This window comes from Pedococcus sp. P2_E2 (assembly GCF_056403955.1).
On the sequence record NZ_JBFUEM010000001.1, the window covers coordinates 413,911 to 435,615 of the forward strand.

The window sequence follows — 21,705 nt, forward strand, 5'->3', positions numbered from 1 at the left end:
GTCCTCATGGCATGGAATATACCCATAGGGGGTATGGTTGGCCTCGTCATGAGCCACCAGCACACGCATGTGATGACGCAGTCCCTGTGGCGGCAGGCGGTGAGCGCGACGCTGCACTGCCTCACCGGCTGTGCCATCGGCGAGGTCCTGGGGATGGTGATCGGCTCCGCGCTCGGCTGGAGCAACCTCGCGACCGTCGTCCTGTCGATCGCCCTGGCGTTCGTCTTCGGCTACTCGCTGGCTCTGCGGCCCGTGCTGGCGGCCGGCTTGCCGCTCGCGGCGGCCTTCGGCGTCGCGTTCGCCTCCGACACCGTGTCCATCTCGGTGATGGAGCTGGTCGACAACGCGTTCGTCGTGGCCATCCCCGGCGCGATGGAGGCCGGGCTCGCGAGCTCCTTGTTCTGGGGCACCCTGCTGGCCTCCCTGGCGATTGCCTTCGTCGTCACCGTGCCGGTGAATCGCTGGCTCATCGCCCGTGGGCGAGGTCACGCCCTGATGCATCGATACCACCACTGAGCGTCTGTCACGCTGGGCCCGTGCCCGAGCTCGCGTTGACCAGCCTGGCGGCCGTGGCGGTCGCGGCACCCCTGGACTGGTGGGCCGTCGCAGTGCGCGGCCGCCGACGCGAGTGGGTCCTCAAACCACTGGTCCTGGTGTTGCTGGCGGTGGCTGCATCGGCGATGGGAGCGTCTGAGTCCACCGCGGGCTGGTGGCTGCTCGCGGCGCTCGGGCTCAGCCTGGCCGGAGACGTCGCTCTCCTCTCCGACAGCGAACCGCGGTTCATCGTGGGGCTCGGGAGCTTCCTGGCGGCCCACGTGGCGTTCGTGGTCGCCTTCTTCCACCTCGGTATGCCGCGTGCCGACCTCGGTCTCGTCGGCCTGGCAGTCGTCGTGACCATGGTCGCCGTGGTGGGTCGTCGCGTGGTCCCGGCGGCGCGCGCCGAAGGTGGGGCGGTGCTGGCAGGCGCCGTCGCGGCATACATGGGGGTCATCGGCGCCATGGTCGTCGCGGCGTGGGCGACGGGGCACCTGCTGGTGGCACTGGGGGCCACCGTGTTCATGGTGAGCGACGCGGTCCTGGCGCTGGACCGGTTCGTCCGGGCGCGCCGCTTCGGGCCGCTGACGGTGATGGTGACCTACCACCTCGGCCAGGTCCTGATCGTGCTCGGCGTCCTCAGGTGACACAGTGGGCGAACCAGCGATTCTCCAGCGAGAGGGACCAAGGCGCGTGAGCACTGCGGATGCGGTCGTCGTCGGGGCGGGACCGAACGGCCTGGTGGCCGCCATCGCCCTGGCTGACGCAGGGTGGGACGTCCTGCTCGTCGAGGCCAACGAGGACGTGGGTGGAGCAGTCCGCAGCGCGGAGGTGACGTCGCCCGGATATGTCACCGACCTGTTCAGCGCGTTCTACCCGCTGGCGGCCGCGAGCCCGATCATCCGCGACCTGCACCTGGAGGAGCACGGTCTGGTCTGGCGGCGCGCCCCGCACGTGCTCGCCCATGCGCTCGACGACGGCAGCGCGGCCCTCCTCTGCTCGCGCGCCGAGGACACCGCCGCCGGACTGGAGGCGGAGGCCGCCGGCGACGGGGAGGCCTGGCTGGAGCTGGTCCGCGGCTGGGACCGGATTCGCGACCCGTTGCTGGACGCGTTGTTCACACCCTTCCCCCCGGTCGCCTCGGCCGCCCGGATGCTGCGCAGTCTCGGCGCCGCGGACACCCTCGACTTCGCGCGCCTTGCGATCACCCCCAGCCGCCGGCTCGGACAGGAGCGGTTCTCCGGCCAGGGGGGCGGACTGCTCCTCACCGGCAACGCCCTGCACAGCGACCTGTCGCCCGACTCCGCCGGAAGCGGGATGTTCGGCTGGTTGCTGTGCATGCTCGGCCAGGACGTCGGGTTCCCTGTGCCACAGGGCGGGGCGGGCGAGCTCGCGGGTGCGCTGCGTCGTCGCGCCGAGAGCGCGGGAGTGCGCGTGCTGACCGGCACGCCGGTCACCGCTGTGACCACCGCTCATGGCCGCGCCACGGGTGTCAGGCTCGCGGACGGCACCCTCCTGGGGGCTGGGCGTGCGGTCCTCGCCGACGTGCCGGCACCGAGCCTCTACGGGGACCTGTTGGCCGACCACCCGCTGCCGGCCCGACTGCAGCGTGACCTGGCGAGGTTCCAGTGGGACCACGCCACCGTGAAGGTGAACTGGGCGCTCGACCGGCCGGTGCCCTGGACGGCCGACGCCGCGAGGGGCGCAGGCACCGTGCACCTCGGCGTCGACAACGACGGCTTCGTCGACTTCGCCGCGGACCTGACCGTGGGGCGGACCCCCGAGCGGCCGTTCATCCTGTTCGGGCAGATGACGACGTCGGATGCCACGCGCTCCCCTGAAGGCACGGAGTCGGCCTGGGCCTACACCCACGTCCCGCAGGGCCCGGACTGGTCGGTTCAGCAGCTGGCCGACCACGTGGAGCGGGTCGAGGCCGCGGTCGAACGTGTCGCACCCGGGTTCCGCGACGGCCGGGTGGCGAGCTACGTCCAGGGGCCGGGGGACCTGGAGGCGCAGAACCGGAGCCTGTTCGGCGGGGCCATCAACGCCGGGACCGCGGGACTGCATCAGCAGCTCGTGTTCCGTCCCACCCCGGGACTGGGACGCCCCGAGACACCGGTGCCGGGGCTCTACCTCGCCGGCGCCTCCGCGCACCCCGGTGGCGGAGTCCACGGCGCCTGCGGCTGGAACGCCGCTCGAGCCGCACTCGGTGCGAACGCACGCCTCACCGGCGGACTGCGCCGCGCCCTCAGCCGAACGGCCTGGGACCGGCTGCTCAGGTCCTAGGGGCCGGATCGTGCGGGCTGGCTTCGCGCGTGGACGGCCGCGCTGCGGTCAGTCCAGGGCCTCGTCGTGCAGACCCTCGCGGTGGTTCGCGTTGATCTGCTCGGCCAGAGCCGCGAGCTTGGTGTTGGTGTGGTTCGAGGCGGCGCGCAGGATGCGGAACGCCTCGTCGTCGCCCACCGAGTGGGCGGCCATGAGCAGCCCGACAGCCTTGCCGATCTCGCGGTTGCTCTGGAGCCCGAGCCGTAGGCTCTCCGCGGTGGCCCGCTGTTCGGTGGCCGCGAGCGCGACGGAGGTGAAGGCGGCGAGCACGGCGCCGACGTCGGCAGCTTCCTCGGTCAAGGCGCCAGGGGTGTCCGAGAAGACGTTGAAGGCCGCCCGGGCGCCCAGGCCCTCGAGGAGCTGGTAGCCCACCATTCCCCGGACCGGGGTGCGAGCCAGGGTCAGCTCTGCGAGCCGGGGCCACTTGGTCGCGGTGGTGATGTCGGCATCGTGCTGGACGGAGTCCTCCAGGATGCTGTCGAGGCACGGCCCCTCGCCGGCCTCGGACTCGAGCCGGTCCATCAGGCTCGCGACGTCGTCCGTGGAGGCCTGTGTGTGGAGCTGCTGGTCCGCGTCGAGCGTCGAGATGCAGGCGTGGTCGGCCCCGGGGATGACGTCGACGGCGGTCCGGCAGATCGCGGCGAGGACGTCACTCGATCCGGTTCCTGAGTAGACGAGCTTGGCGAGGGAGGCAAAGGCCTCGGTCGTCTCCCGCGGGATGGGCGTCTGCATGACGCCCAGTATCACCCGCTGCCAGTTCGCGTGGCCACGTCGTCCGTCACGAGGTACTCGATGGGCTTGCACACCCCACCGTTGGACTTCTCGGCGGAGCAGGCCGTCAGGCCCACGTGAAGGTCCATCTCGGCCCGGACGGAGAACCGGTCGCCCGCGACGGAGGTCGGGGGGTCGATGTGGAGCTCCCCGCTGGGTTCGGGCCAGACGTTCATGAAGATGTTGAGCGTCGTCCCGATCTGGTCGGGCCGGACACCGAAAGGTGCGAGGCCGGAGCTGAGGTTCTCCAGGCAGCTGGGGTGGTAGGCCCCGTCGAACTCGGGGTAGAGCAGGTCGAAGGTGTCCTGGCTGCACGGGGTGAGCAGGAAGTCATGACGACCACAGGTGTCCTCGACGACCGTCAGCATCGGGGCGCTGCGGTTGCTGTAGAGCACATGAGGGGTCGTGAGGAAGATCGTGTTGGCGTAGTCGATGGTGCGACCGCTTGACAGCTTTTCGTCGTGGTCGTCGGCACTGAAGCAGAACAGGTCGCTCACCTGTCCGCCCTCAGGGTCGGTGACGGTCAGCACCTGCCCGGCCAGGAGGAGGAACCCCGTCCCGGTCTGCGGTGCCAGCGTGGTGCTCACGTCGTCTCCTCGTCGTCGAAGCTGGCCGGCGCCACCCAGGTCGGGGGTACTGCCCGACCGGAGTACTGCCGGGCCTCCGAGCTCCGCCCATGGTCGGCGACCATCGGGTTGAGGGTTCCCTGCAGCTCGAGGTCGCGGCGCCTGATGGTGTCACGCATCCGGTCGAAGCGGTCCGACCCCCGGAGCTCCTCGAACTGCTCGTGCAGGTTGAAGACCAAGGTGGGCAGAGGAGTCCGTCGGGCGATCCTGGAGGACTGCGGGTGCAGGCCGACGACGAAGAACGCGGTCCCGCCGACGCTGAAGGCGAAGTGCGGGTCGGCAGGGTCGTCCGACACGCGTGGATCCCACGGCTGGTGGTCGGCCTCGTGCAGCAGCTCCAGCTGCCGCCAGAGCAGCTCCTCGAAATCGGCTTCGCCGGCGACCTCGGTCGCGCGGAAGACGGCCACCAGGGACGCAAAGCCCGCCTCTCGATCTGTCTCCCGCCCGAACGACGTCAGGGCGCTGAGCAGGCGCCGGGTGCTCGCGGTCGTGCCCAGCTCCTCCAGCACGACGACGGTGGCGCGATCGCGGTTGAACACCGAACGGGCTCCCAGGCAGGGGTAGTCCGGGTGCAGCACCATTGCCTCCAGACCCTCGGCGATCTCCTCGACGGGGCTGGACGCGTCGTGGTCGCCGGCCAGGTCCTCCAGGAGGGCAGGGAGGCTGTCGTTGGACACTGGTGCTCCTGACGATGGGAAAGCCCGGGGCAGGGTTGATCACCTCCGGGCCCAGTGGCTGTACCCAGGGGCTCACCTTCGCAAACACGTTTGAACCCTGCTGCAAAGGGCACTTCAGTAGCTGACGGAGGTGGTCACCCATGACCCAGAGTTCACACCTGCAGCCCGACGGGACGATCTTTCCACCCGTGACCCCGGACCCGCCGTACCCGCCCGGGTACGAAGAGCCGGTGCTCCTGGACAGCGCCGAGCTGATGGCCGACCCGGCAGATGGAGGGCAGACCCCCGCCGATGGAGGGCAGACCCCCAAGGAACCGCCGGACTGAGTCCGTGGCTGTCAGGCCCGCCTCGGGGTTGTCAGGCCCGCCTCGGGCTGTCAGGCCCGAGCGTGCTGCTCGGCTCCCCGCTCGAGCACGAGGAGGTCTGCGAGCGAGGCGGCGACGCCGATCAGGGCGAGCCCCATCACGACTTTGGAGAGCAACCCGACCTCGGCGTATCCGCGCCCGAAACCCGAGGACATGAAGTACGTGATGAAGAGGGCCATCCCGCTGGTGGCCATGATGATCCCCGGCACGCGCGGGTGGACACCGCAGCGAGCGATCGAGACTCCCAGCAGGAACAGGCCCAGGCACACCGATGCCGGTGACGAGACCAGTCCCTCGAGGACGGCGGCCACGCCGGCCCAGCCGATCCACGCCCCCGGCGCCAGGCCCTGCTCCAGCTGGTAGCCGAGCACGGCGGTGCCGAGGAGCAGGACGGTCGCGAGGTCCAGGAGTGGGCCGACGAGCGGCGGCAGTGACACCTCACGCGCCCTGACGAACCAGTAGGCGAAGAACAGGAGCCCGCCGACCAGCCCCAGGAGCGGCGTCGTCCGCCGCACCAGCGCCACAATCCGGTCCGTTGTCCGCATGGCCCAAACGTACGACCCCCACCTCGTCCTGTCATCGTCAGATCTACGTATCCGTAGGCGAGACCGGACCGCGCGGCGCCGGCGCGGAGGGGACATGGGCCGCCCGGAGCACGCTGCGGTAGCCTTTGGCCATGGCACGGTCGCTGCTTCTTCCCGAGCCGCGTTGACGGTCCGGACCACCTGGTCCACGTCACCGCGGCGAACCCCTCCTGCGTGAGGGGTTCTTCTGTGTGAAGACTCAGATGTGTACAAGCTGACGTGAGGATGAGATGAGCGAGACGCCGTACCGCTACACCGCCGACCTGGCCCAGACGATCGAGCTGGCCTGGCAGGACCGCTGGCAGGAGGAGGGCACCTTCCACGCGCCCAACCCTGCGGGTCCCTGGGCCGAGCCCGACAAGGTCGCGGGTCGCGAGAAGCTGCTCGTCCTCGACATGTTCCCCTACCCCAGCGGCGCGGGCCTGCACGTCGGACACCCCCTCGGCTACATAGCGACCGACGTCTTCGCGCGCTACCACCGGATGACCGGCAAGAACGTCCTGCACTGCCTGGGCTACGACGCCTTCGGCCTGCCGGCTGAGCAGTTCGCGGTGCAGACCGGTCAGCACCCGCGCAAGACGACCGAGGAGAACATGGTCGTCATGAAGCGCCAGCTGCGCCGGCTGGGGCTCGGTCACGACGACCGCCGCACCATCGCGACCATCGACCCGGGCTACTACAAGTGGACCCAGTGGATCTTCACGCAGATCTACAACTCCTGGTACGACCCGGAGGCAGTGCGCCCCGACGGTGGCACGGGGCGCGCCCGCCCCATCGCCGAGCTGGTCGAGCAGTTCGAGGCCGGCGACCGCCCCACCCCCAACGGTCAGCAGTGGGCGGAGCTGTCGGCGGCTGAGCGGTCCGAGATCCTCGACGACTCCCGGCTGGCCTACACCTCGCAGGCGCCGGTCAACTGGGCTCCCGGCCTGGGCACGGTCCTGTCCAACGAAGAGGTCACCAACGACGGGCGCTCCGAGCGCGGCAACTACCCGGTCTTCAAGACGAACCTGCGCCAGTGGATGATGCGGATCACCGCGTATGCCGACCGGCTGGCTGACGACCTCGACCGCGTCGACTGGCCCGACAAGGTCAAGGCCATGCAGCGCAACTGGATCGGTCGTAGCCAGGGTGCACGGGTCGCCTTCCCGGTCGTCGGCCAGGACGCGTCGATCGAGGTCTTCACCACCCGGCCCGACACCCTCTTCGGCGCCACCTTCATGGTGCTGGCGCCGGAGCACCCCCTGGTGGACGTGCTTGTCCCGGACGGGGAGTGGGCGCCCGACACCAACCCCGTCTGGACCGGGGGCGAGGCGTCGCCGGAAGCCGCCATCGCGGCATACCGGCTGGCGGCGTCACGCAAGAGCGACGTGGAGCGCCAGACCGAGGGCAAGGACAAGACCGGTGTCTTCACCGGCGCGTTCGCGACGAATCCCGTGAATGGGCAACGGATCCCGGTGTTCATCGCCGACTACGTCCTGATGGGCTACGGCACCGGCGCCATCATGGCGGTGCCCGGACAGGACCAGCGCGACTGGGACTTCGCCGGCCAGTTCGGGCTGCCGCGCGTGCGCACCGTGCAGCCGTCGGAGGGCCACCCGGAGGACGAGCCGTTCACCGGTGAGGGGCCCGCGATCAACTCGTCCAACGACGACGTGTCGCTCGACGGCATGGGCGTCGCCGAGGCCAAGGCGACGATCATCGAGTGGTTGGCGCACAAGGGTTTCGGCCAGCCCACGGTCAGCTACAAGCTGCGTGACTGGCTGTTCAGCCGACAGCGCTACTGGGGCGAGCCGTTCCCGATCGTCTTCGACGAGGACGGCGTCAGCCACGCCGTCCCGGACTCGATGTTGCCGGTGGAGCTGCCGGACGTCCCGGACTACTCGCCCAAGACGTTCGAGCCCGAGGACGCGAGCAGCCAGCCCGAACCGCCTCTCGGGAGGGTCGAGGACTGGGTCAACGTCGAGCTGGACCTGGGCGACGGTCGCGGCATGCGCAAGTTCCGCCGGGAGACCAACACGATGCCCAACTGGGCCGGATCCTGTTGGTACTACTTGCGTTACCTCGACCCCGCGAACGACGAGGCCTTCGTCGACCCCGAGAACGAGGCCTACTGGATGGGCCCGCGGGAGACGCCCGTGGTCGGTTCGCCCGAGGGGGTCGTCGACCCGGGTGGGGTGGACCTCTACATCGGTGGGGTCGAGCACGCCGTGCTGCACCTGTTGTATGCGCGGTTCTGGCACAAGGTGCTGCACGACCTCGGTCACGTGACCAGTGACGAGCCGTTCCGCAAGTACTTCTCGCAGGGCTACATCCAGGCGCCTGCCTACCGTGACGACCGAGGCCAGCCCGTCGAGGCGTCCGAGGTCGTCGAGGTGCCCGACCACGCCAGTGGCGAGACGTCCTACACCTGGCAGGGCCAACCCGTCAGCCGCGAGTTCGGCAAGATCGGCAAGTCGCTCAAGAACGTCGTCAGCCCGGACGAGATGTTCGAGCAGTACGGCGCCGACACGCTCCGCGTCTACGAGATGTCGATGGGTCCACTGGAGCTGAGCAAGCCGTGGGAGACCCGTGCCGTCGTCGGCGCTCAGAGGTTCCTGCAGCGCTTGTGGCGCAACGTCATCGACGAGGAGACCGGCGCAGTGCGGGTGGCCGAGGTGCCGTTGGACGACGCGACAGCCAGGGCCCTGCACCGGACCATCGACGCGGTGTCCAAGGACTTCCCGACGTTGGGGTTCAACACGGCCATCGCTCGGCTCATCGAGCTGAACAACGCGCTGACCAAGCTGGAGGCCGTGCCTCGCGAGGCAGCCGAGAAGCTGGTCGTCATGGTGGCGCCGCTCGCCCCCCACATCGCCGAGGAGCTGTGGCAACGGCTGGGGCACATCGAGTCGATCACCTTCGAGCCGTTCCCGGTGGCCGACCCTGCCCTGCTCGTCGAGGACACCGTCACCTGCGTCGTGCAGATCAAGGGCAAGGTCCGCGACCGCCTCGAGGTGCCCGCGGACATCAGTGAGGACGCCCTGCGCGAGCAGGTGCTGGCGCTGCCGAAGGTCCTCGCGGCGACCAAGGGCGGCATCCGCACGGTGATCGTGCGAGCCCCCAAGCTCGTCAACATCGTCCCGATGTGATCCTGCGCTGCACCGGTGGCCCGCACCGATAGCCTGCGCAAGTGAGCATCGCGATCGTCACCGACTCCACGGCATACCTGCCGGGGTCGGAGCTCGAGGCCCACTCGATCCAGGTGGTGCCGCTGCACGTCATCGTCGGCGGCACCGAGTTCAGCGAAGGCGTGGACATCACGACCGGCGAGGTCGCCACGGCGCTGCGAGCCTTCAAGCCCGTGTCGACCTCGCGTCCTTCGCCCCAGGCCTTCCTCGATGCCTACGAGAAGGCGGCCGCAGGCGGAGCCGACGGGATCGTCTCGGTGCACATCTCGGCCGACATGTCCTCGACGATCGAGTCGGCGCACCTCGCCGCGCAGCAGTCGCCTGTGCCTGTGACGGTGGTCGACTCGCGGTCGCTCGGCATGGCGATGGGGTATGCCGTGCTGTCCGCGGCAGAGTTGGCCGAGCAGGGCGCGTCGCTGGAAGACGTTGCGGCGCGGGCCCGTTCGCGAGCCGAGGCATCGACTGTGGTTTTCTACGTCGACACGCTCGAGCACCTGCGACGGGGCGGCCGGATCGGTTCGGCGTCCGCGTTCCTGGGCTCAGCCCTGGCGATCAAGCCCATCCTCGGGCTGGTGGACGGCAGCATCCGGCCGCTGGAAAAGGTGCGCACCTCGTCGCGGGCGCTCGCGCGGCTGGAGGAGCTGGCCGTGTCGGCCGCGCAGGCCGCCGAGAAGGCCGGGTCGCTCGTCGACATCGCGGTGCACCACCTCGACTCCCAGGCACGGGCGGACGACCTCGCCGGGCGGCTGCGCGAACGCGTCGCAGACGTCGCGACCACGGCAGACGGGGGACAGGCCGGCAAGGGCGCGGTCCAGGTGGTCGAGCTGGGCGCGGTCGTCGGCGCCCACGTCGGCCCGGGCACCATCGCCGTCGCCGTGTCACCCCGGCCGAGCCCATGACCGCTCTGGCGGACGTGTCGACGGGGGACCTGGTGGAGGTCGTGGCCGCCTCGGTGGCCGCGTTCGTCGTGGGGGCGGTGAACCCGGCGACGATCCTGGCCAGGCTGCTCGGCAAGGACCTGCGCCACGCGGGGTCGGGCAACCCCGGAGCGACGAACGCCGGACGCGTCCTGGGCGCGCGCTGGGGGGTCGTTGTGGGGATCCTCGACGTGCTCAAGGGTCTGCTGCCGGTCCTGGTCGCCCAACACTTCCTCGGGTCGGTGACGGGGCTGTGGGTCGGGCTCGCGGTCGTGCTGGGCCACATCTGGTCGCCGTTCCTCAAGGGGCAGGGCGGCAAGGGGGTGGCCACCTCGCTGGGGGCGATCCTCGCCGTGCAGCCGTGGTACGGCGTGGGCATGCTCGTGGTCTTCGGGCTGCTGGTCTGGCGCATGCGTTGGGTGGCGGGGGCCTCGGTGTCGGCGTGCGTGCTGCTGCTGGTGCTGGGAGTGCTGACCTGGTTCCGGTGGGTGCCCGTGGGCAAGCGTGAGACCGGGGCCTGGTGCGTTGTCCTCGCCCTGCTCGTCATCTACCGGCACCGGCGCAACATTGAGCTCTGGATCTCGGCGCGACGGGACGCGTCGTCCACAGGCTGAGCCGGCTCGGGACGCTGTCCACAGGGCCGCTGCGACGACGTGTCGCGCGCCTGGTCGGCTTCCTAGCGTGCCTGTATGCCGTCCCGTCGCCGACCGTCGGAAACCTCAGCCCGCGCGCGGGCCCTGTTGGAGGCCGCAGACCGCACGCGTGAGCCTCCGGCGCTCGGGTCGCCACGGCCCGAGGTCGTCCCCTGGCTGCCGGAGCGCACGTGGATCGAGACGGCGGCGGCCAAGCCAGCCAGTGGCCCGTCGCGCCCGCCCAGCGGCGTACGGGGTGGTCGCCACCGCCGTCCTGTCCCACCCGGCCCCCGGTTCCTGACCATCCCTGCGTCCCTGCGGGGCGCCCGGCTCAGCGGGCCGCGTGCCGCGGCGGCAGGTCTCCTGCTGGTGGTGCTCGTGGCGGCAGTGGGCTTCGGAGCCCGCGTGGCCTGGGCCAGGGCGGCGAGCACGCCCCAGGTGGCGCCGTCACAGTCGGGGTCGGCCCTCGGGAACAGGGGGCCGACCAGCAGCGGGTTCGCCTCGTCGAGCACGGCCTCCGGTGGTGGTGGACCACCTGTGGGCACGGTGACGGTGCACGTCGTCGGCCAGGTGGAGAGCCCTGGTGTGTTCACCATGCCGGCCGGGTCCCGGGTCTCCGACGTCGTGGCCAAGGCCGGGGTTCGCAAGGGGGCGGACCTCGCAGCCATCAACCTGGCGCGACCGCTGGTCGACGGCGAGCAGCTCCGCGTGCCCAAGCCCGGCGAGGTCGTGGTCGCGGGGGCTGGCACAGCGGGCGCGGGCGCGGGGGCAGGCGCGGGAGCAGGCGCGGGCGCGGGCGGTGCCTCGGCGGCTTCCGGCAGGGTGAACCTCAACTCCGCGTCCGCTGCCGACCTCGAAGAGCTGCCGGGCGTCGGCCCGGTCCTGGCCCAGCGGATCATCGACTGGCGCACCGAACACGGACGATTCGCCTCGGTCGACGAGCTCGGGGAGGTCAGTGGGATCGGGGAGAAGATCTTCGCCGCACTGCAACCCAAGGTGACGGTGTGAGCGGGAGCGCCGGAGCGCTGCGGCGGGGCGTCGACCAGCCTCGGCTCCTGGATCTGCGCCTGCTGTTTCCCGCCGTGACGGCGTGGGCGGTCAGCGCCGCCACGCTCGGCGTCCGACCTCCGTTCCTGGTCGTCGCGTCCGCGTTCAGTGCTGGTGTCGCGGCCGTCCTGGTCTGGTGGCTGCCCCGACCTGTTTCCCGGCGGCGCGGCGCGGGGCTGGGCGGACTGGTCCTGGCTGCCGTGGCGCTCGTGCTCGCGGCGACGGCTGCCCACGTGTCCTCGCGTGAGGCGGGCCCGATCCGGTCCCTGGCGGCGCAGCAGGCCTCGGTGACCGTGTCCGGTGTCGTGACCAGGGATCCCGTGGTCGTCGGTGGCCGCCGTCTCGACGGCGCGACCGTGAGCCTCACGCTGCGCGTCGACGAGGTCACGGGACGAGGCCGCGTTGCGCGGGTGTCGACACCGGTCCTCGTGATGGGTGACCAGCGCTGGGAGGCTGTGCGCTGGCACGAGCGGGTGCGGGTCCAAGGCATCCTGCTCGCGGCCGAACCAGGGGACGACGTCGTCGCGGTCCTGCGACCCCGGGGCACGCCTCGTTCGCTCGCTGCGCCCGGCCTGGTCGCCAGGGCGGCCGAACACCTGCGGTCGGGAATGCGTGAGGCGGCAGCCCCGCTGCCCCCCGATGCGCGTGGCCTGTTGCCTGCACTCGTCATCGGGGACACCAGCCACACGCCACAGGACCTCACCGACGCCATGCTCGCGACCGGTATGACCCACCTTTCCGCCGTATCGGGCAGCAACGTCGCCATCGTCCTCGCATGCGCTCTCGGCGGCGCGTCGCTGGCTGGCGTGCGACGTCGCTGGCGCCCGCTGGTGGCGGTTCTGGTGCTGGCCGGCTTCGTCGTCCTCGCCCGGCCGGAGCCCAGCGTCATCCGGGCCGCGACGATGGGGACCATCGGGCTGATCGGGCTGAGCCGGTCGAGACGAGCGGCCGGCATACCGGTCCTGTCTGCGGCGGTGGTCGTCCTGCTCGTCGTCGACCCCTGGCTCAGCCGGTCCTACGGTTTCGCCCTCTCGACCCTCGCCACCCTGGGGCTCCTGCTCTTCACCCGCAGCTGGGGAGAAGCCATCGGGCGCCGGCTCCCGGGCCGCATCCACGGATGGGGGCCTGCGATGGCCATTCCCGTTGCGGCACAGGCGATGTGCGCCCCGGTGGTCGTGCTGATCCAAGGCTCGGTGTCGGTCGTCGGCGTGCTGGCCAACCTGCTCGCTGCTCCGCTGGTCGCCCCCGCGACCGTCACCGGGGTGGCTGCCGCGACCGTGGCCCCGATCTGGCCGTTCGGGGCGAGGATCCTGTGCTGGGTCGGGGCGGTGCCGGCACTGGGGATCGCCCGAGTCGCCCGTACCTGTGCCACCGTCCCCGGCGGCACCCTGCCGTGGCCGGACGGTGCGGCTGGAGCGATCCTGCTGACGGTCCTGACCGTCTTCGTCCTCCTCAGCGGCACGTGGTGGACCCACCGCGTCAGGCTCCACCCGGTCATCGCCACCAGCGTGTGCCTGCTCGTGCTCGCGGCAGCGGCCCCGACCTCGGCGGTCACCTGGCCCCCACCCGGCTGGCGCCTCGTGGCCTGCGACGTCGGGCAGGGCGACGGGCTCGTGCTGGCCACGACTCCCGGTCACGCGGTGCTCGTGGATGCTGGGCCGGACCCCGTCGCGATCAACTCCTGCCTGCGCCGTCTCGACATATCAGTGCTGGATTCGGTTGTCCTGAGCCATTTTCACGCCGACCACGTCGACGGGCTCCCCGGTGCGTTGGCGGGCCGCGAGGTCCGTGAGATCCTCGCCAGCCCGGTGCATGAACCGCCCTACCAGTGGACGGAGGTGCAGGCGTGGGCCCGGGCGCGCGGCATACCCATCCGTGACCTCTATGCCGGCGACCACCTGGCCTGGACGGGAGTCACGGCAGACGTGTGGTGGCCGGCCCGACGGATCGCGTCGGGTTCCGTGCCGAACAACGCCAGCGTGGTGCTGGCTGTGCGGTCCGGCCCAGTCGACCTCTTGCTCCTCGGCGACGTGGAGCGCGAAGGGGCCCACGCGGTGCTCCTCGAGCTGCGGCGCAGCTCGTCGATGTCGGCACAGGCGTCACGCTTCGACGTCGTGAAGGTGGCCCACCACGGCTCCGGAAACCTCGACGAGGGCCTCATGGAGTCGGTCCGCGCGCCGGTCGCGGTGATCAGTGTGGGCAAGGACAACGACTACGGTCACCCATCACCCAAGGCCCTGGAGGTGTTGCGACACAACGGGTATGCCGTCTACCGCACCGACCAGCGCGGGGACGTCGCCGTGGTTTCGCAGGGGGACGACGTGGCGGTCACCTGGCGCCGCCGATGAGCAAGCTGGATCAGGTGCTTGCGAGGACGCGGGGCTTGGCCTTCGCGGCTTCGACGAGGGCCTCGATGGTGGCCTGGACGGCCGGGACGCGCTGCAGGTCGGCGGTGGTGACCACGCTGATGGACCGGCGCGAGGCCGGGTTGATCGGCAAGGTGACGACATCGTGGTGGTGGGCCGTCCGCAGGATGAGGTCGGGGATGAGCGCCACGCCCAGGCCTTCCGCGACCAGCCCGAGCACGGCAACGTAGTCCTCGGTCTCGAACCCGACGTGGGGGGAGAACCCGGCCGTCGCGCACATCTGCAGGAGGTGGCCACGGCACCGCGGGCACCCCGCGATCCAGTTCTCCTGGGCCAGGGCGGACAGGTCCACCACGTCGAGCGTCGCGAGCGGGTGTTCGCGGGGGAGAGCGAGACGGACCTCGTCGTCGAGGAGCTTGTGGGTCACGAAGAGCTCCATGTCCTCCTCTCCGCGGCCGACGTCGGTGCCCTCGTAGGCGAAGGCCACCGCGAGGTCGCACTCGCCGGCCTTGAGCGCAGCGAGCGACTCGGGGGGTTCGGCCTCGGTGAAGGTGACCTGGACGTCCGGGAACCGCTTCTTCACGAGGGCGAGCGCGCGCGGGACGAGGGTGGCCGAGCTGGACGGGAAGGCCATCAGGCGGACCCGCCCGGCGCGCAGGCCCGCAATCGCGGCGACCTCCTCCTCGGCGGCATCGAGGGCGGACAGCACGCCAACGGCGTGGCGCGCCAGCACCTGGCCGGCCTCGGTCAGGCGTACGTTGCGGCCGACTCGTTCGACCAACACGGTGCCGGTGCGCTGCTCGAGGCGGCGCACCATCTGCGAGATCGCCGGTTGGGAGTAGCCGAGGGACAGCGCAGCCCCGGTGAAGCTGCCCTCGTCGGCGATGGCCTTCATGACACGGAGACCTGCGGCGTCGATCATGGATGAAGCATAACTGCTCGTTATCAAGATGGTTAGTTGTTGATGGCATCGTGATGGATGATGCCGGCCCAGGGCGACCCGCCACCTGCGACTTGTTGCCGGCTGGTGGTCACGGGAGCCGCGTTTGGGGGGTCTGGTGACGATCTGCCGGCAACAGGTGAGGGCGCCCCGCGACTTGTTGCCGGCTGGTGGTCACGGGGGACGCGTTTGGGGGGTCTCGTAACGATCTGCCGGCAACAAGTCGCCGAGCCCTGCGACTTGTTGCGTTGTCGTGGTCACGGGAGCCGCGTTTGGGGGGTCTGGTGACGATCTGCCGGCAACAAGTCGCCGAGCCCTGCCGACGGGCGGGTGTCCCCGGCCTCTGCTTTCATCGGTCCACGATGAAGCCTGAGCCCACCAGCACCACGCACGCCGACGAGCGCGCAGCCACCGAGAGCGACGCGCTCGAACCCAGCGACACGGCATACGCGGAGGTGGGCGCGGCGACGCATCGGACAGGCGTGGCGCTCTGCCTGTCCGGTGGCGGCTACCGCGCCGCCCTGTTCCACCTCGGTGCCGTTCGCCGGCTCAACGAGCTCGGCGTGCTGTCGCAGCTCACCACCATCAGTGGGGTGTCCGGCGGCTCGATCGTGGCCAACCTGCTCGCCGACCCCGAGCTCCGGTTCCCGGCGGCGGGCGGCATCGTCGAGGGTTTCGAGGAGTGCGTGGCCATGCCCCTCCAGCGGCTCGCCTCCCGCAACGTCCGGACGCCGGCGTTGCTGTCCAGGGTCACGCCGTGGAAGTGGTTCGACCCCGACGCGGCCGTCCGGGCGCTGGCCGACGAACTCGCCGAAGTCGTCCGCTGGTGGTCGAAACCGTTGCGCGACAACGACACTGGTGGTCCGGGAGTCGTGACTGGCGCGACCGAGATCGGCTACGGCGTCGACTGGGTGTTCGAGGGCCCGACCGCCCACCGTCCCCACGGGCGGGTGGGGGACTACCGCCTGGGGTATGCCGCGCCGCCGGCCGGGCTGCGGATCGCCGACATCGTGGCGGCCTCCTGCGCCTTCCCGCCGTTCTTCGCGCCGATGGTGGTGGACGGGCTCACGATGCACCTCACCGGGGGACACCGCGGCCTCGAGTCGGAGCAGGAGCGCGCCTCGATCATGCGGCGCATCCGGCTGACCGACGGCGGGATCTACGACAACCTCGGGCTCGAGCCGGTCTGGAAGCGGCACGCCACGGTCCTGGTCAGTGATGGCGGGGGAGTCTTCCGCGCACGCACGGAGCGGACCGTCGTCGGCCGCACGCTGCGCATCCTCGGCATCGCCACCAACGGCGGGCAGTCGGTCCGCAGTCGGTGGCTCCAGGCCAGCTATGCGCGAGGCGTCCTCCGCGGCACGTCGTGGGCGCTCGACACGGTCGTCGACGGCTCCTACCCCCGCGAGACGACTGAGCTGGTCAACGCCGTCCGCACCGACCTCGATGCCTTCAGCCCAGCGGAGCAGCAGATCCTCGAACGCCACGGCTACCTCGTGGCGGACGCCCAGGTCCGGGCGCACTCCCCAGAGCTCGTCACCCGCGACAGCCCGGCGGCCCCGCCGCACGACGAGGTGGCCGATCCCGGGGTGGCGAGTGCTGCCCTGGTCGACTCGGCGAAGCGCCGACTCCTCGGCAGGTCCTGACCCGACGTACCCTTGCCGCGTGACGCAGACCGCCGCCGAGACCGACCAACCGGCCACATGCGGCCAGGTGGCCATGGCCGACCAGTTGGCCGCGGTCGCCGACCAGCTGGCCGCGGTCGCCGCCCTGCTGGAGCGCGGCAACGTCCTCGTCCTGACCGGCGCCGGCATCTCGACCGACTCGGGCATCCCCGATTACCGGGGCCCGGACGGCACGCGCCGCGTGACGCCCATGCAGTACGCCGAGTTCCTGGGGTCCTCCGAGGCGAGGCAGCGCTACTGGGCGCGCAGCTATGTGGGGTGGCAACGGTTCAACCGGGCCGAGCCCAACTCGGGCCACGAGGCCGTGGCGAGGCTCCAGGGCCGCGGGCTGGTCGGCCCGGTCATCACCCAGAACGTCGACGGCCTGCACCAGCGCGCCGGCGCCACCGACGTCGAGGAGCTGCACGGGTCGCTGGCGCGGGTCGTCTGCCTGACCTGTGGCGACCGCACCTCCCGCTGGGACCTCGACGACCGGATGCGCGAGGCCAATCCCACCTACACGGTGACCAGCGACGAGATCCGTCCGGACGGCGACATCGTCCTCAACGACGTCGACGTGGCCGCCTTCCGGACACCCCTGTGCCTGGTCTGCGGTCACGACACGCTCAAGCCAGACGTCGTGTTCTTCGGCGAGTCCGTGCCGAAACCGTTGGTGGAGAAGTGTTTTCGCCTCACGGAGCAGGCCAGCGCGGTGGTCGTCCTGGGCTCCAGCCTCAAGGTCATGAGCGGCTACCGGTTCGTCCGCCGTGCGGCAGCGCTCGACATCCCGGTCGCGATCATCACTCGCGGACCGACCCGAGGCGACGGCGAGGCCACCGTGCAGCTCGACGCGCCACTCGCCCCGACCCTCGAGGAACTGCTCAGCCGGCTGGCCGCCTGACGAACCTCACGCCGGTCGCCGGGCTATCAGCACCACGTCGATCGCGTCGCCCTGCTCGGTGGGCCGCACGTACTCCTCGCAGCGCTCGACCTGAAGGTCCCCGGCCGCCGCCCGCAGCTGCTCCGGTGTGTGCAGCAGCGCTGGGTCGGACGGGCCGCCGACCCCTTCGGTGAGGTTGCGCAGGCCGTGGCCGACGACCACCAGCGCACCGCCCGGCGTCAGCCACGTCCGGGTGCGCGAGACCACGTCCGAGGGCAGGTGGAGGTACGACACGAGGACGAGGTCGAAGAGGAATAGGGGCGCCGGGTGCCAGGACCGGGCGTCCGCCACCACCCAGTCGATCCGGAGCCCGCGACTGGAGGCCTCCTTCTCGCCCTTGGCCAGCCCCACCGCCGAGAAGTCGACCGCCGTGACCCGCCAGCCCTTCGAGGCCAGCCACACGGCGTGTCGGCCCTCGCCGGCGCCGAGGTCGAGGGCGCGACCGGGCGGCCAGGCGCCCACGATCCTTTCCACCTCGGCGTTGGGCGTCGCGCTCCAGACGTGCTCGTGGGCGGCATACCGCTCGTCCCACAAGGCCTGTCGGTCCGTCGGCCCACCGCGGTCGGGGTCGGGCAGCTTCGCCGCCGCAGCCGAGTCATGCGTCCCGTGGCTGTGGTCGTGGCGGTGGCCGTGCTCGTCGCTCATCCCCCTAGCATCGCCGATATGAGCAGGAATGCCCCGGACAGCGGCCGCGCAATCGTCGTCCGTGATGCGACGCAGGCGGACCTCCCCGCGATGGCCGCCATCTACGACGAGCAGGTCCGCACCTCGCTGGCGACCTTCGACACCGAACCCCGCGGCGCGGCATACCTCGGTGAGAAGCTCGCCGCCACCAGTGCGGGCAACGTCGGCAACGTCGTCCTCGTCGCCTGCACGGACGAGCAGCTGCTCGGGTACGCGTTCTCCGGCCCCTTCCGCCCGCGGCCGGCCTACGACGGCACCAAGGAGGTGTCGGTCTACCTCGCGGAGGGCGCCCGCGGTCTCGGCCTCGGACGGACCCTGTATGCCGCGCTGCTGGCGCGGCTGGACGCCGCCCCCGAGGTGCACACCCAGGTGGCCGTGATCGCGCTGCCGAACGACGCCAGCGTGGCGCTGCACGTCGCGTGCGGCTTCGAGCGGGTGGGAGTGCTTCGCGAGGTCGGACACAAGTTCGGTCGTTACGTCGACACGGCCTGGTACCAACGGATGACTCCGCACGAGTAGGACTGGCGTGTCGCTGCGTCTCTTGGCACCCTCGAAGGAGCATCGTTCGCACGCTGTGGAGGTTGGGAGATGGGCGCCACCGGAGCCGGGCCGTTCGAGAACGACGACGCGCTCGACCTGCTCGACGAGCTCGAGGAGTCCGAGCACGACGTACGACGCAAACGGGTCGAGGCGGCCCTCGACCAAGTGGTCCGCGCGCGGGGGTACATCGAGGCGCCGACCATGTCGCAGGCGGTGGCGGCAGCGGTGCTCGTGGCTGCCTGCGACGACTTCGAATCCGTCGTGGGAGAACGCAATGTGCCCTGGTGGGTCGACGAGGAACCCATCGAGGTGGACGAACAGCTGGAGGAGCTCGCCACGCGGGCACTGCACCGGGCGATGCAGTCAGACGACAACGAGCTGTGGGAGCTGTGGGCCGAGGGTGACGGCGGCGAACGCTTCGCCACCAAGATCACGCACTACCTCGACGCGCTGGGTGACTGAGCGGGGGAATGGGCGGGGGACTGGGCGGGGAGCTGACCCTGTGCCCGACAGATCCCGAGAGCCGCGTCGATCTGGTCCAGGTTCAGCTGCGAGCAGGCGTGGCTCGCGGCGTCGATCAGGTCCGCGAGCAGTTCGATCTCGGACCCCAGCACCTGGTCGGTGAGATCGGGGTCGGGTTGGGCCTCCATGTGTAGAGAACGCTCCTGCGAGTCGCCTGTTACGGGGCACGTGACGCACACGGGCCCGCGAGGTCCGCTTCGGTCCGTTCGGGCGAATGAGCCATCAGCCGAACGGATGATGGGTCGACTCGTGCCGGCCCCACTATGCGCCTGCACGCACGTGTGCCGCGGCGCGCACGAGGCGCTCCGCGGCACACGTCGCCGGACCTGAGGGTCGAGCTCAGACCCGACGAAGCACCGCCGTGACCTTGCCGAGGATCGTGGCGTGGTCTCCGTCGATGGGGTCGAAGGCGGCGTTGTGCGGCATCAGCCACACCTTGCCGTCCTTGCGCTTGAAGGTCTTGACGGTGGCCTCGTTGTCGAGCATCGCCGCGACGATGTCTCCGTTGTCGGCCGTGGGCTGCTGGCGGACGACGACCCAGTCGCCGTCGCAGATCGCTGCCTCGATCATCGAGTCGCCGACGACCTGGAGGAGGAACAGCTGGCCCTCGCCGACGATCTGCCGGGGGAGCGGGAAGACGTCCTCGACGGTTTCCTCGGCGAGGATGGGCACACCGGCGGCGATGCGCCCGAGCACGGGCACGTAGGTCGCAGCCGGGCGCTGGTCACCAGACCCGGTCTCGTCGTAGGTCGCCGTCTCGTCCTCGGCGGAGGCGCCGCCGCGGTAGCCCCGCATGTCGGCGGGGGAGTCGGGCGAGACCACCTCGATGGCGCGCGGCCGGTTGGGATCGCGGCGCAGGAAGCCCTTGCGCTCGAGGGTGGAGAGCTGGTGGGCGACCGAGCTGGGAGAGGTGAGGCCGACCGCTTCGCCGATCTCGCGCAGGCTCGGCGGGTAGCCGCGCCGGTCGACCGAGTTGCGGATCACCTCGAGCACCCGTCGCTGCCGGACGGTGAGCCCGTCACCGCGATCGCGGTCGGGCAGTTCCTTGACGTTGTCGTCGCTCATGCCGCTTCCTCACTTGAGCAGTTTCGGGTGCAGGTGCAGGTCAGGTGCCGTATGCCGGGTGCTCGCGGAGCCGTTGTCAGTGCCCTCTGATGTGCTTGCGGCATGAACACAGCGTATGGCCTTCGAACGCCTGTGCCAAACATGTGTTCGACGCGTGTCTTGATTGATTCGAACATGCGTGCTAGAAATCAGTCAAGCAGTTCTTCGCACATCCGTTCGAGGAACGCAGCAGAGCACGTCACGATGGAGGACCTGATGAGTGCAGCAGTCGCTTGGGACGTCGCCCCCGCACCGGTGCGGGTCCCCGTTCGCCCGGCTCGCCCCCGCCTGGTCTCGGTGCCCACCGGCCCAGAGGTCGCCCTCGCTCCCGCCGCCCCGCTGCGCCTGACCCGTGCAGCCCGGCTCGCGATCACGCTCACCGTCGTGGTGACGGCCGTGGCCCTGGCGATCGCCGTGTTCTCCGGTGGCGCGTCCGCCACCGTGATCGACCACTCCACCACGGTGCAGTCCGGTCAGACCCTGTCGCAGATCGCGGTCGAGCAGCTCCCGCAGCTGTCCATGGCCGAGGCGGTCGCCCAGATCCAGGTCGCCAACGACCTGACCGACAGCAACGTCCACGCCGGTCAGACGCTGCTCATCCCCGCCGTCGGCTGAGACCCGCCAGCTGCCGACTGAGCGCGTCGGTCGAGTGGCCTACGCATTTCGCGCTACGCGATAACCACGATGCGCTGGGCGCGAACCTCGTAGGACCGTGGTCGGCATGCACACCACCACACGGATGGCGGCCGTCCTGGCCGCAGCTGCCGGAGCAGTGACCTTCTCGGTCCTCCCGGCCACCGCCGCGGCGGGAACTCCCACCTCGTTCACCGTCGACACCCAGTTCGTGGACGGGCCCAGCGACATCACGGCCGCGACTGGTCCGCTCTCGTCCTGCACCCAGGTCACCGACCTCGAGAACGCCGCCGACCTGCGGACCCACAACCAGCTCGTCTTCAGCGGGGTCAAGCAGCTCACCTGTGGCACGGCGACGGTGACCGTCGGCTACCAGGCCTTCATCACCCTCCCCGCGTTCCAGAACCCGAACGTGCTCCCTGAAGGCGGCGGCTACCGGACCTTCGGGGACTGGTGGGTCATCGACTCGACCCTGCCCGGCGTGAGCTCGGGCGGCGGCAAGCTGGCGGGCGACAACCGCACGTGCACGCTGGATGCCGGTTCAGTCGGCTGCATCACCGACACCTTCCGGGGCTTCGCCTCCTAGACCCCGCGCCGCCACTTCTGTGACGTGATCCTGCCGATCACGAACTGACGCACCCTCGAGGGGACAGGGGCGCGGGGGACG

Annotated in this window: 23 protein-coding genes; 15 read left to right on the top strand and 8 right to left on the bottom strand. The window is 70.7% G+C overall.

Features of this window, described 5'->3' with window-relative positions; translation table 11 throughout:
• The first annotated feature begins 72 nt into the window (after positions 1-72).
• Genes AC1DWR_RS01955 through AC1DWR_RS01965 form a run of 3 tightly spaced genes read left to right on the top strand, consistent with a single transcriptional unit; the run spans position 73 to position 2,820 of the window.
• Positions 73-516, top strand: a complete 444-nt coding sequence (locus tag AC1DWR_RS01955; RefSeq protein WP_477623466.1) for a DUF4396 domain-containing protein — start codon at positions 73-75, stop codon at positions 514-516.
• A gap of 20 nt (positions 517-536) precedes the next feature.
• Positions 537-1,181 carry a lysoplasmalogenase family protein gene (locus tag AC1DWR_RS01960; RefSeq protein WP_477623467.1) on the top strand — a complete coding sequence of 215 codons (645 nt, stop codon included), beginning with the start codon at positions 537-539 and terminating at the stop codon, positions 1,179-1,181.
• 46 nt (positions 1,182-1,227) lie between these two features.
• Positions 1,228-2,820, top strand: a complete 1,593-nt coding sequence (locus AC1DWR_RS01965) for a phytoene desaturase family protein (protein WP_477623468.1) — start codon at positions 1,228-1,230, stop codon at positions 2,818-2,820.
• Positions 2,821-2,868: 48 nt separating this feature from the next.
• Here the strand turns inward: AC1DWR_RS01965 and AC1DWR_RS01970 are convergent, their stop codons facing one another.
• From AC1DWR_RS01970 to gntA, 3 genes are read right to left on the bottom strand one after another with little or no spacing between them, the layout of a single operon-like run.
• Complete coding sequence (locus AC1DWR_RS01970; protein ID WP_477623469.1) at positions 2,869-3,591, bottom strand: GAF and ANTAR domain-containing protein; 723 nt, start codon at positions 3,589-3,591, stop codon at positions 2,869-2,871.
• A gap of 11 nt (positions 3,592-3,602) precedes the next feature.
• On the bottom strand, positions 3,603-4,217 hold the full coding sequence (locus AC1DWR_RS01975; protein WP_477623470.1) for a DUF1989 domain-containing protein: 615 nt from the start codon (positions 4,215-4,217) through the stop codon (positions 3,603-3,605).
• Positions 4,214-4,933, bottom strand: a complete 720-nt coding sequence (gene gntA, locus AC1DWR_RS01980; protein ID WP_477615345.1) for a guanitoxin biosynthesis heme-dependent pre-guanitoxin N-hydroxylase GntA — start codon at positions 4,931-4,933, stop codon at positions 4,214-4,216. Before gntA ends, AC1DWR_RS01975 begins: the two co-directional genes overlap by 4 nt.
• Before the next feature lie 140 nt (positions 4,934-5,073).
• On the opposite strand from gntA, the gene AC1DWR_RS01985 reads away from it, so the two are divergent.
• Complete coding sequence (locus tag AC1DWR_RS01985; protein WP_477615344.1) at positions 5,074-5,259, top strand: hypothetical protein; 186 nt, start codon at positions 5,074-5,076, stop codon at positions 5,257-5,259.
• A gap of 50 nt (positions 5,260-5,309) precedes the next feature.
• On the opposite strand, the gene AC1DWR_RS01990 is transcribed toward AC1DWR_RS01985, so the two are convergent.
• Positions 5,310-5,843 carry a hypothetical protein gene (locus tag AC1DWR_RS01990; RefSeq protein WP_477623471.1) on the bottom strand — a complete coding sequence of 178 codons (534 nt, stop codon included), beginning with the start codon at positions 5,841-5,843 and terminating at the stop codon, positions 5,310-5,312.
• A gap of 269 nt (positions 5,844-6,112) precedes the next feature.
• Here AC1DWR_RS01990 and leuS point away from each other — a divergent pair, with 269 nt between their 5' ends.
• The 5 genes from leuS (at position 6,113) to AC1DWR_RS02015 (ending at position 13,993) form a co-directional block, all read left to right on the top strand.
• Complete coding sequence (gene leuS, locus AC1DWR_RS01995; protein WP_477623472.1) at positions 6,113-9,010, top strand: leucine--tRNA ligase; 2,898 nt, start codon at positions 6,113-6,115, stop codon at positions 9,008-9,010.
• A 41-nt stretch (positions 9,011-9,051) separates the two neighbouring features.
• Positions 9,052-9,948 carry a DegV family protein gene (locus AC1DWR_RS02000; protein ID WP_477623473.1) on the top strand — a complete coding sequence of 299 codons (897 nt, stop codon included), beginning with the start codon at positions 9,052-9,054 and terminating at the stop codon, positions 9,946-9,948.
• On the top strand, positions 9,945-10,580 hold the full coding sequence (gene plsY / locus AC1DWR_RS02005; protein WP_477623474.1) for a glycerol-3-phosphate 1-O-acyltransferase PlsY: 636 nt from the start codon (positions 9,945-9,947) through the stop codon (positions 10,578-10,580). The genes AC1DWR_RS02000 and plsY overlap by 4 nt, the downstream gene beginning before the upstream one ends.
• Before the next feature lie 75 nt (positions 10,581-10,655).
• A complete protein-coding gene (locus tag AC1DWR_RS02010) occupies positions 10,656-11,606 on the top strand; it encodes a ComEA family DNA-binding protein (protein WP_477623475.1) in 951 nt (316 codons plus the stop codon).
• Positions 11,603-13,993, top strand: coding sequence for a ComEC/Rec2 family competence protein (locus AC1DWR_RS02015; RefSeq protein WP_477623476.1), 2,391 nt, complete (start codon positions 11,603-11,605; stop codon positions 13,991-13,993). Before AC1DWR_RS02010 ends, AC1DWR_RS02015 begins: the two co-directional genes overlap by 4 nt.
• Before the next feature lie 10 nt (positions 13,994-14,003).
• On the opposite strand, the gene AC1DWR_RS02020 is transcribed toward AC1DWR_RS02015, so the two are convergent.
• Positions 14,004-14,933, bottom strand: coding sequence for a LysR family transcriptional regulator (locus AC1DWR_RS02020; RefSeq protein ID WP_477615335.1), 930 nt, complete (start codon positions 14,931-14,933; stop codon positions 14,004-14,006).
• A gap of 380 nt (positions 14,934-15,313) precedes the next feature.
• Between AC1DWR_RS02020 and AC1DWR_RS02025 the strand changes: the two genes are divergently transcribed.
• A complete protein-coding gene (locus tag AC1DWR_RS02025; RefSeq protein WP_477623477.1) occupies positions 15,314-16,597 on the top strand; it encodes a patatin-like phospholipase family protein in 1,284 nt (427 codons plus the stop codon).
• Between the two features lie 19 nt (positions 16,598-16,616).
• The gene (locus tag AC1DWR_RS02030) at positions 16,617-17,516 is read left to right on the top strand and encodes an NAD-dependent protein deacetylase (RefSeq protein ID WP_477623478.1); all 900 of its coding nucleotides are present in this window, start codon (positions 16,617-16,619) and stop codon (positions 17,514-17,516) included.
• A 6-nt stretch (positions 17,517-17,522) separates the two neighbouring features.
• On the opposite strand, the gene AC1DWR_RS02035 is transcribed toward AC1DWR_RS02030, so the two are convergent.
• Complete coding sequence (locus AC1DWR_RS02035; protein ID WP_477623479.1) at positions 17,523-18,200, bottom strand: class I SAM-dependent methyltransferase; 678 nt, start codon at positions 18,198-18,200, stop codon at positions 17,523-17,525.
• A gap of 18 nt (positions 18,201-18,218) precedes the next feature.
• On the opposite strand from AC1DWR_RS02035, the gene AC1DWR_RS02040 reads away from it, so the two are divergent.
• Both AC1DWR_RS02040 and AC1DWR_RS02045 read left to right on the top strand, forming a co-directional pair.
• Positions 18,219-18,758 (top strand): N-acetyltransferase family protein, encoded by a 540-nt coding sequence (locus AC1DWR_RS02040; protein ID WP_477623480.1) that lies wholly within the window; start codon positions 18,219-18,221, stop codon positions 18,756-18,758.
• 69 nt (positions 18,759-18,827) lie between these two features.
• On the top strand, positions 18,828-19,241 hold the full coding sequence (locus AC1DWR_RS02045) for a DUF4259 domain-containing protein (protein WP_477623481.1): 414 nt from the start codon (positions 18,828-18,830) through the stop codon (positions 19,239-19,241).
• On the opposite strand, the gene AC1DWR_RS02050 is transcribed toward AC1DWR_RS02045, so the two are convergent.
• Together AC1DWR_RS02050 and lexA are read right to left on the bottom strand one after the other, a co-directional pair.
• Positions 19,217-19,429 carry a hypothetical protein gene (locus tag AC1DWR_RS02050; RefSeq protein ID WP_477615329.1) on the bottom strand — a complete coding sequence of 71 codons (213 nt, stop codon included), beginning with the start codon at positions 19,427-19,429 and terminating at the stop codon, positions 19,217-19,219. The genes AC1DWR_RS02045 and AC1DWR_RS02050 overlap by 25 nt on opposite strands.
• A gap of 211 nt (positions 19,430-19,640) precedes the next feature.
• Complete coding sequence (gene lexA, locus AC1DWR_RS02055) at positions 19,641-20,366, bottom strand: transcriptional repressor LexA (protein ID WP_477615328.1); 726 nt, start codon at positions 20,364-20,366, stop codon at positions 19,641-19,643.
• Positions 20,367-20,621: 255 nt separating this feature from the next.
• Here lexA and AC1DWR_RS02060 point away from each other — a divergent pair, with 255 nt between their 5' ends.
• Together AC1DWR_RS02060 and AC1DWR_RS02065 are read left to right on the top strand one after the other, a co-directional pair.
• Positions 20,622-21,020 (top strand): LysM peptidoglycan-binding domain-containing protein, encoded by a 399-nt coding sequence (locus AC1DWR_RS02060; RefSeq protein WP_477623482.1) that lies wholly within the window; start codon positions 20,622-20,624, stop codon positions 21,018-21,020.
• 106 nt (positions 21,021-21,126) lie between these two features.
• Complete coding sequence (locus AC1DWR_RS02065; protein ID WP_477623483.1) at positions 21,127-21,624, top strand: hypothetical protein; 498 nt, start codon at positions 21,127-21,129, stop codon at positions 21,622-21,624.
• Positions 21,625-21,705: the final 81 nt, after the last annotated feature.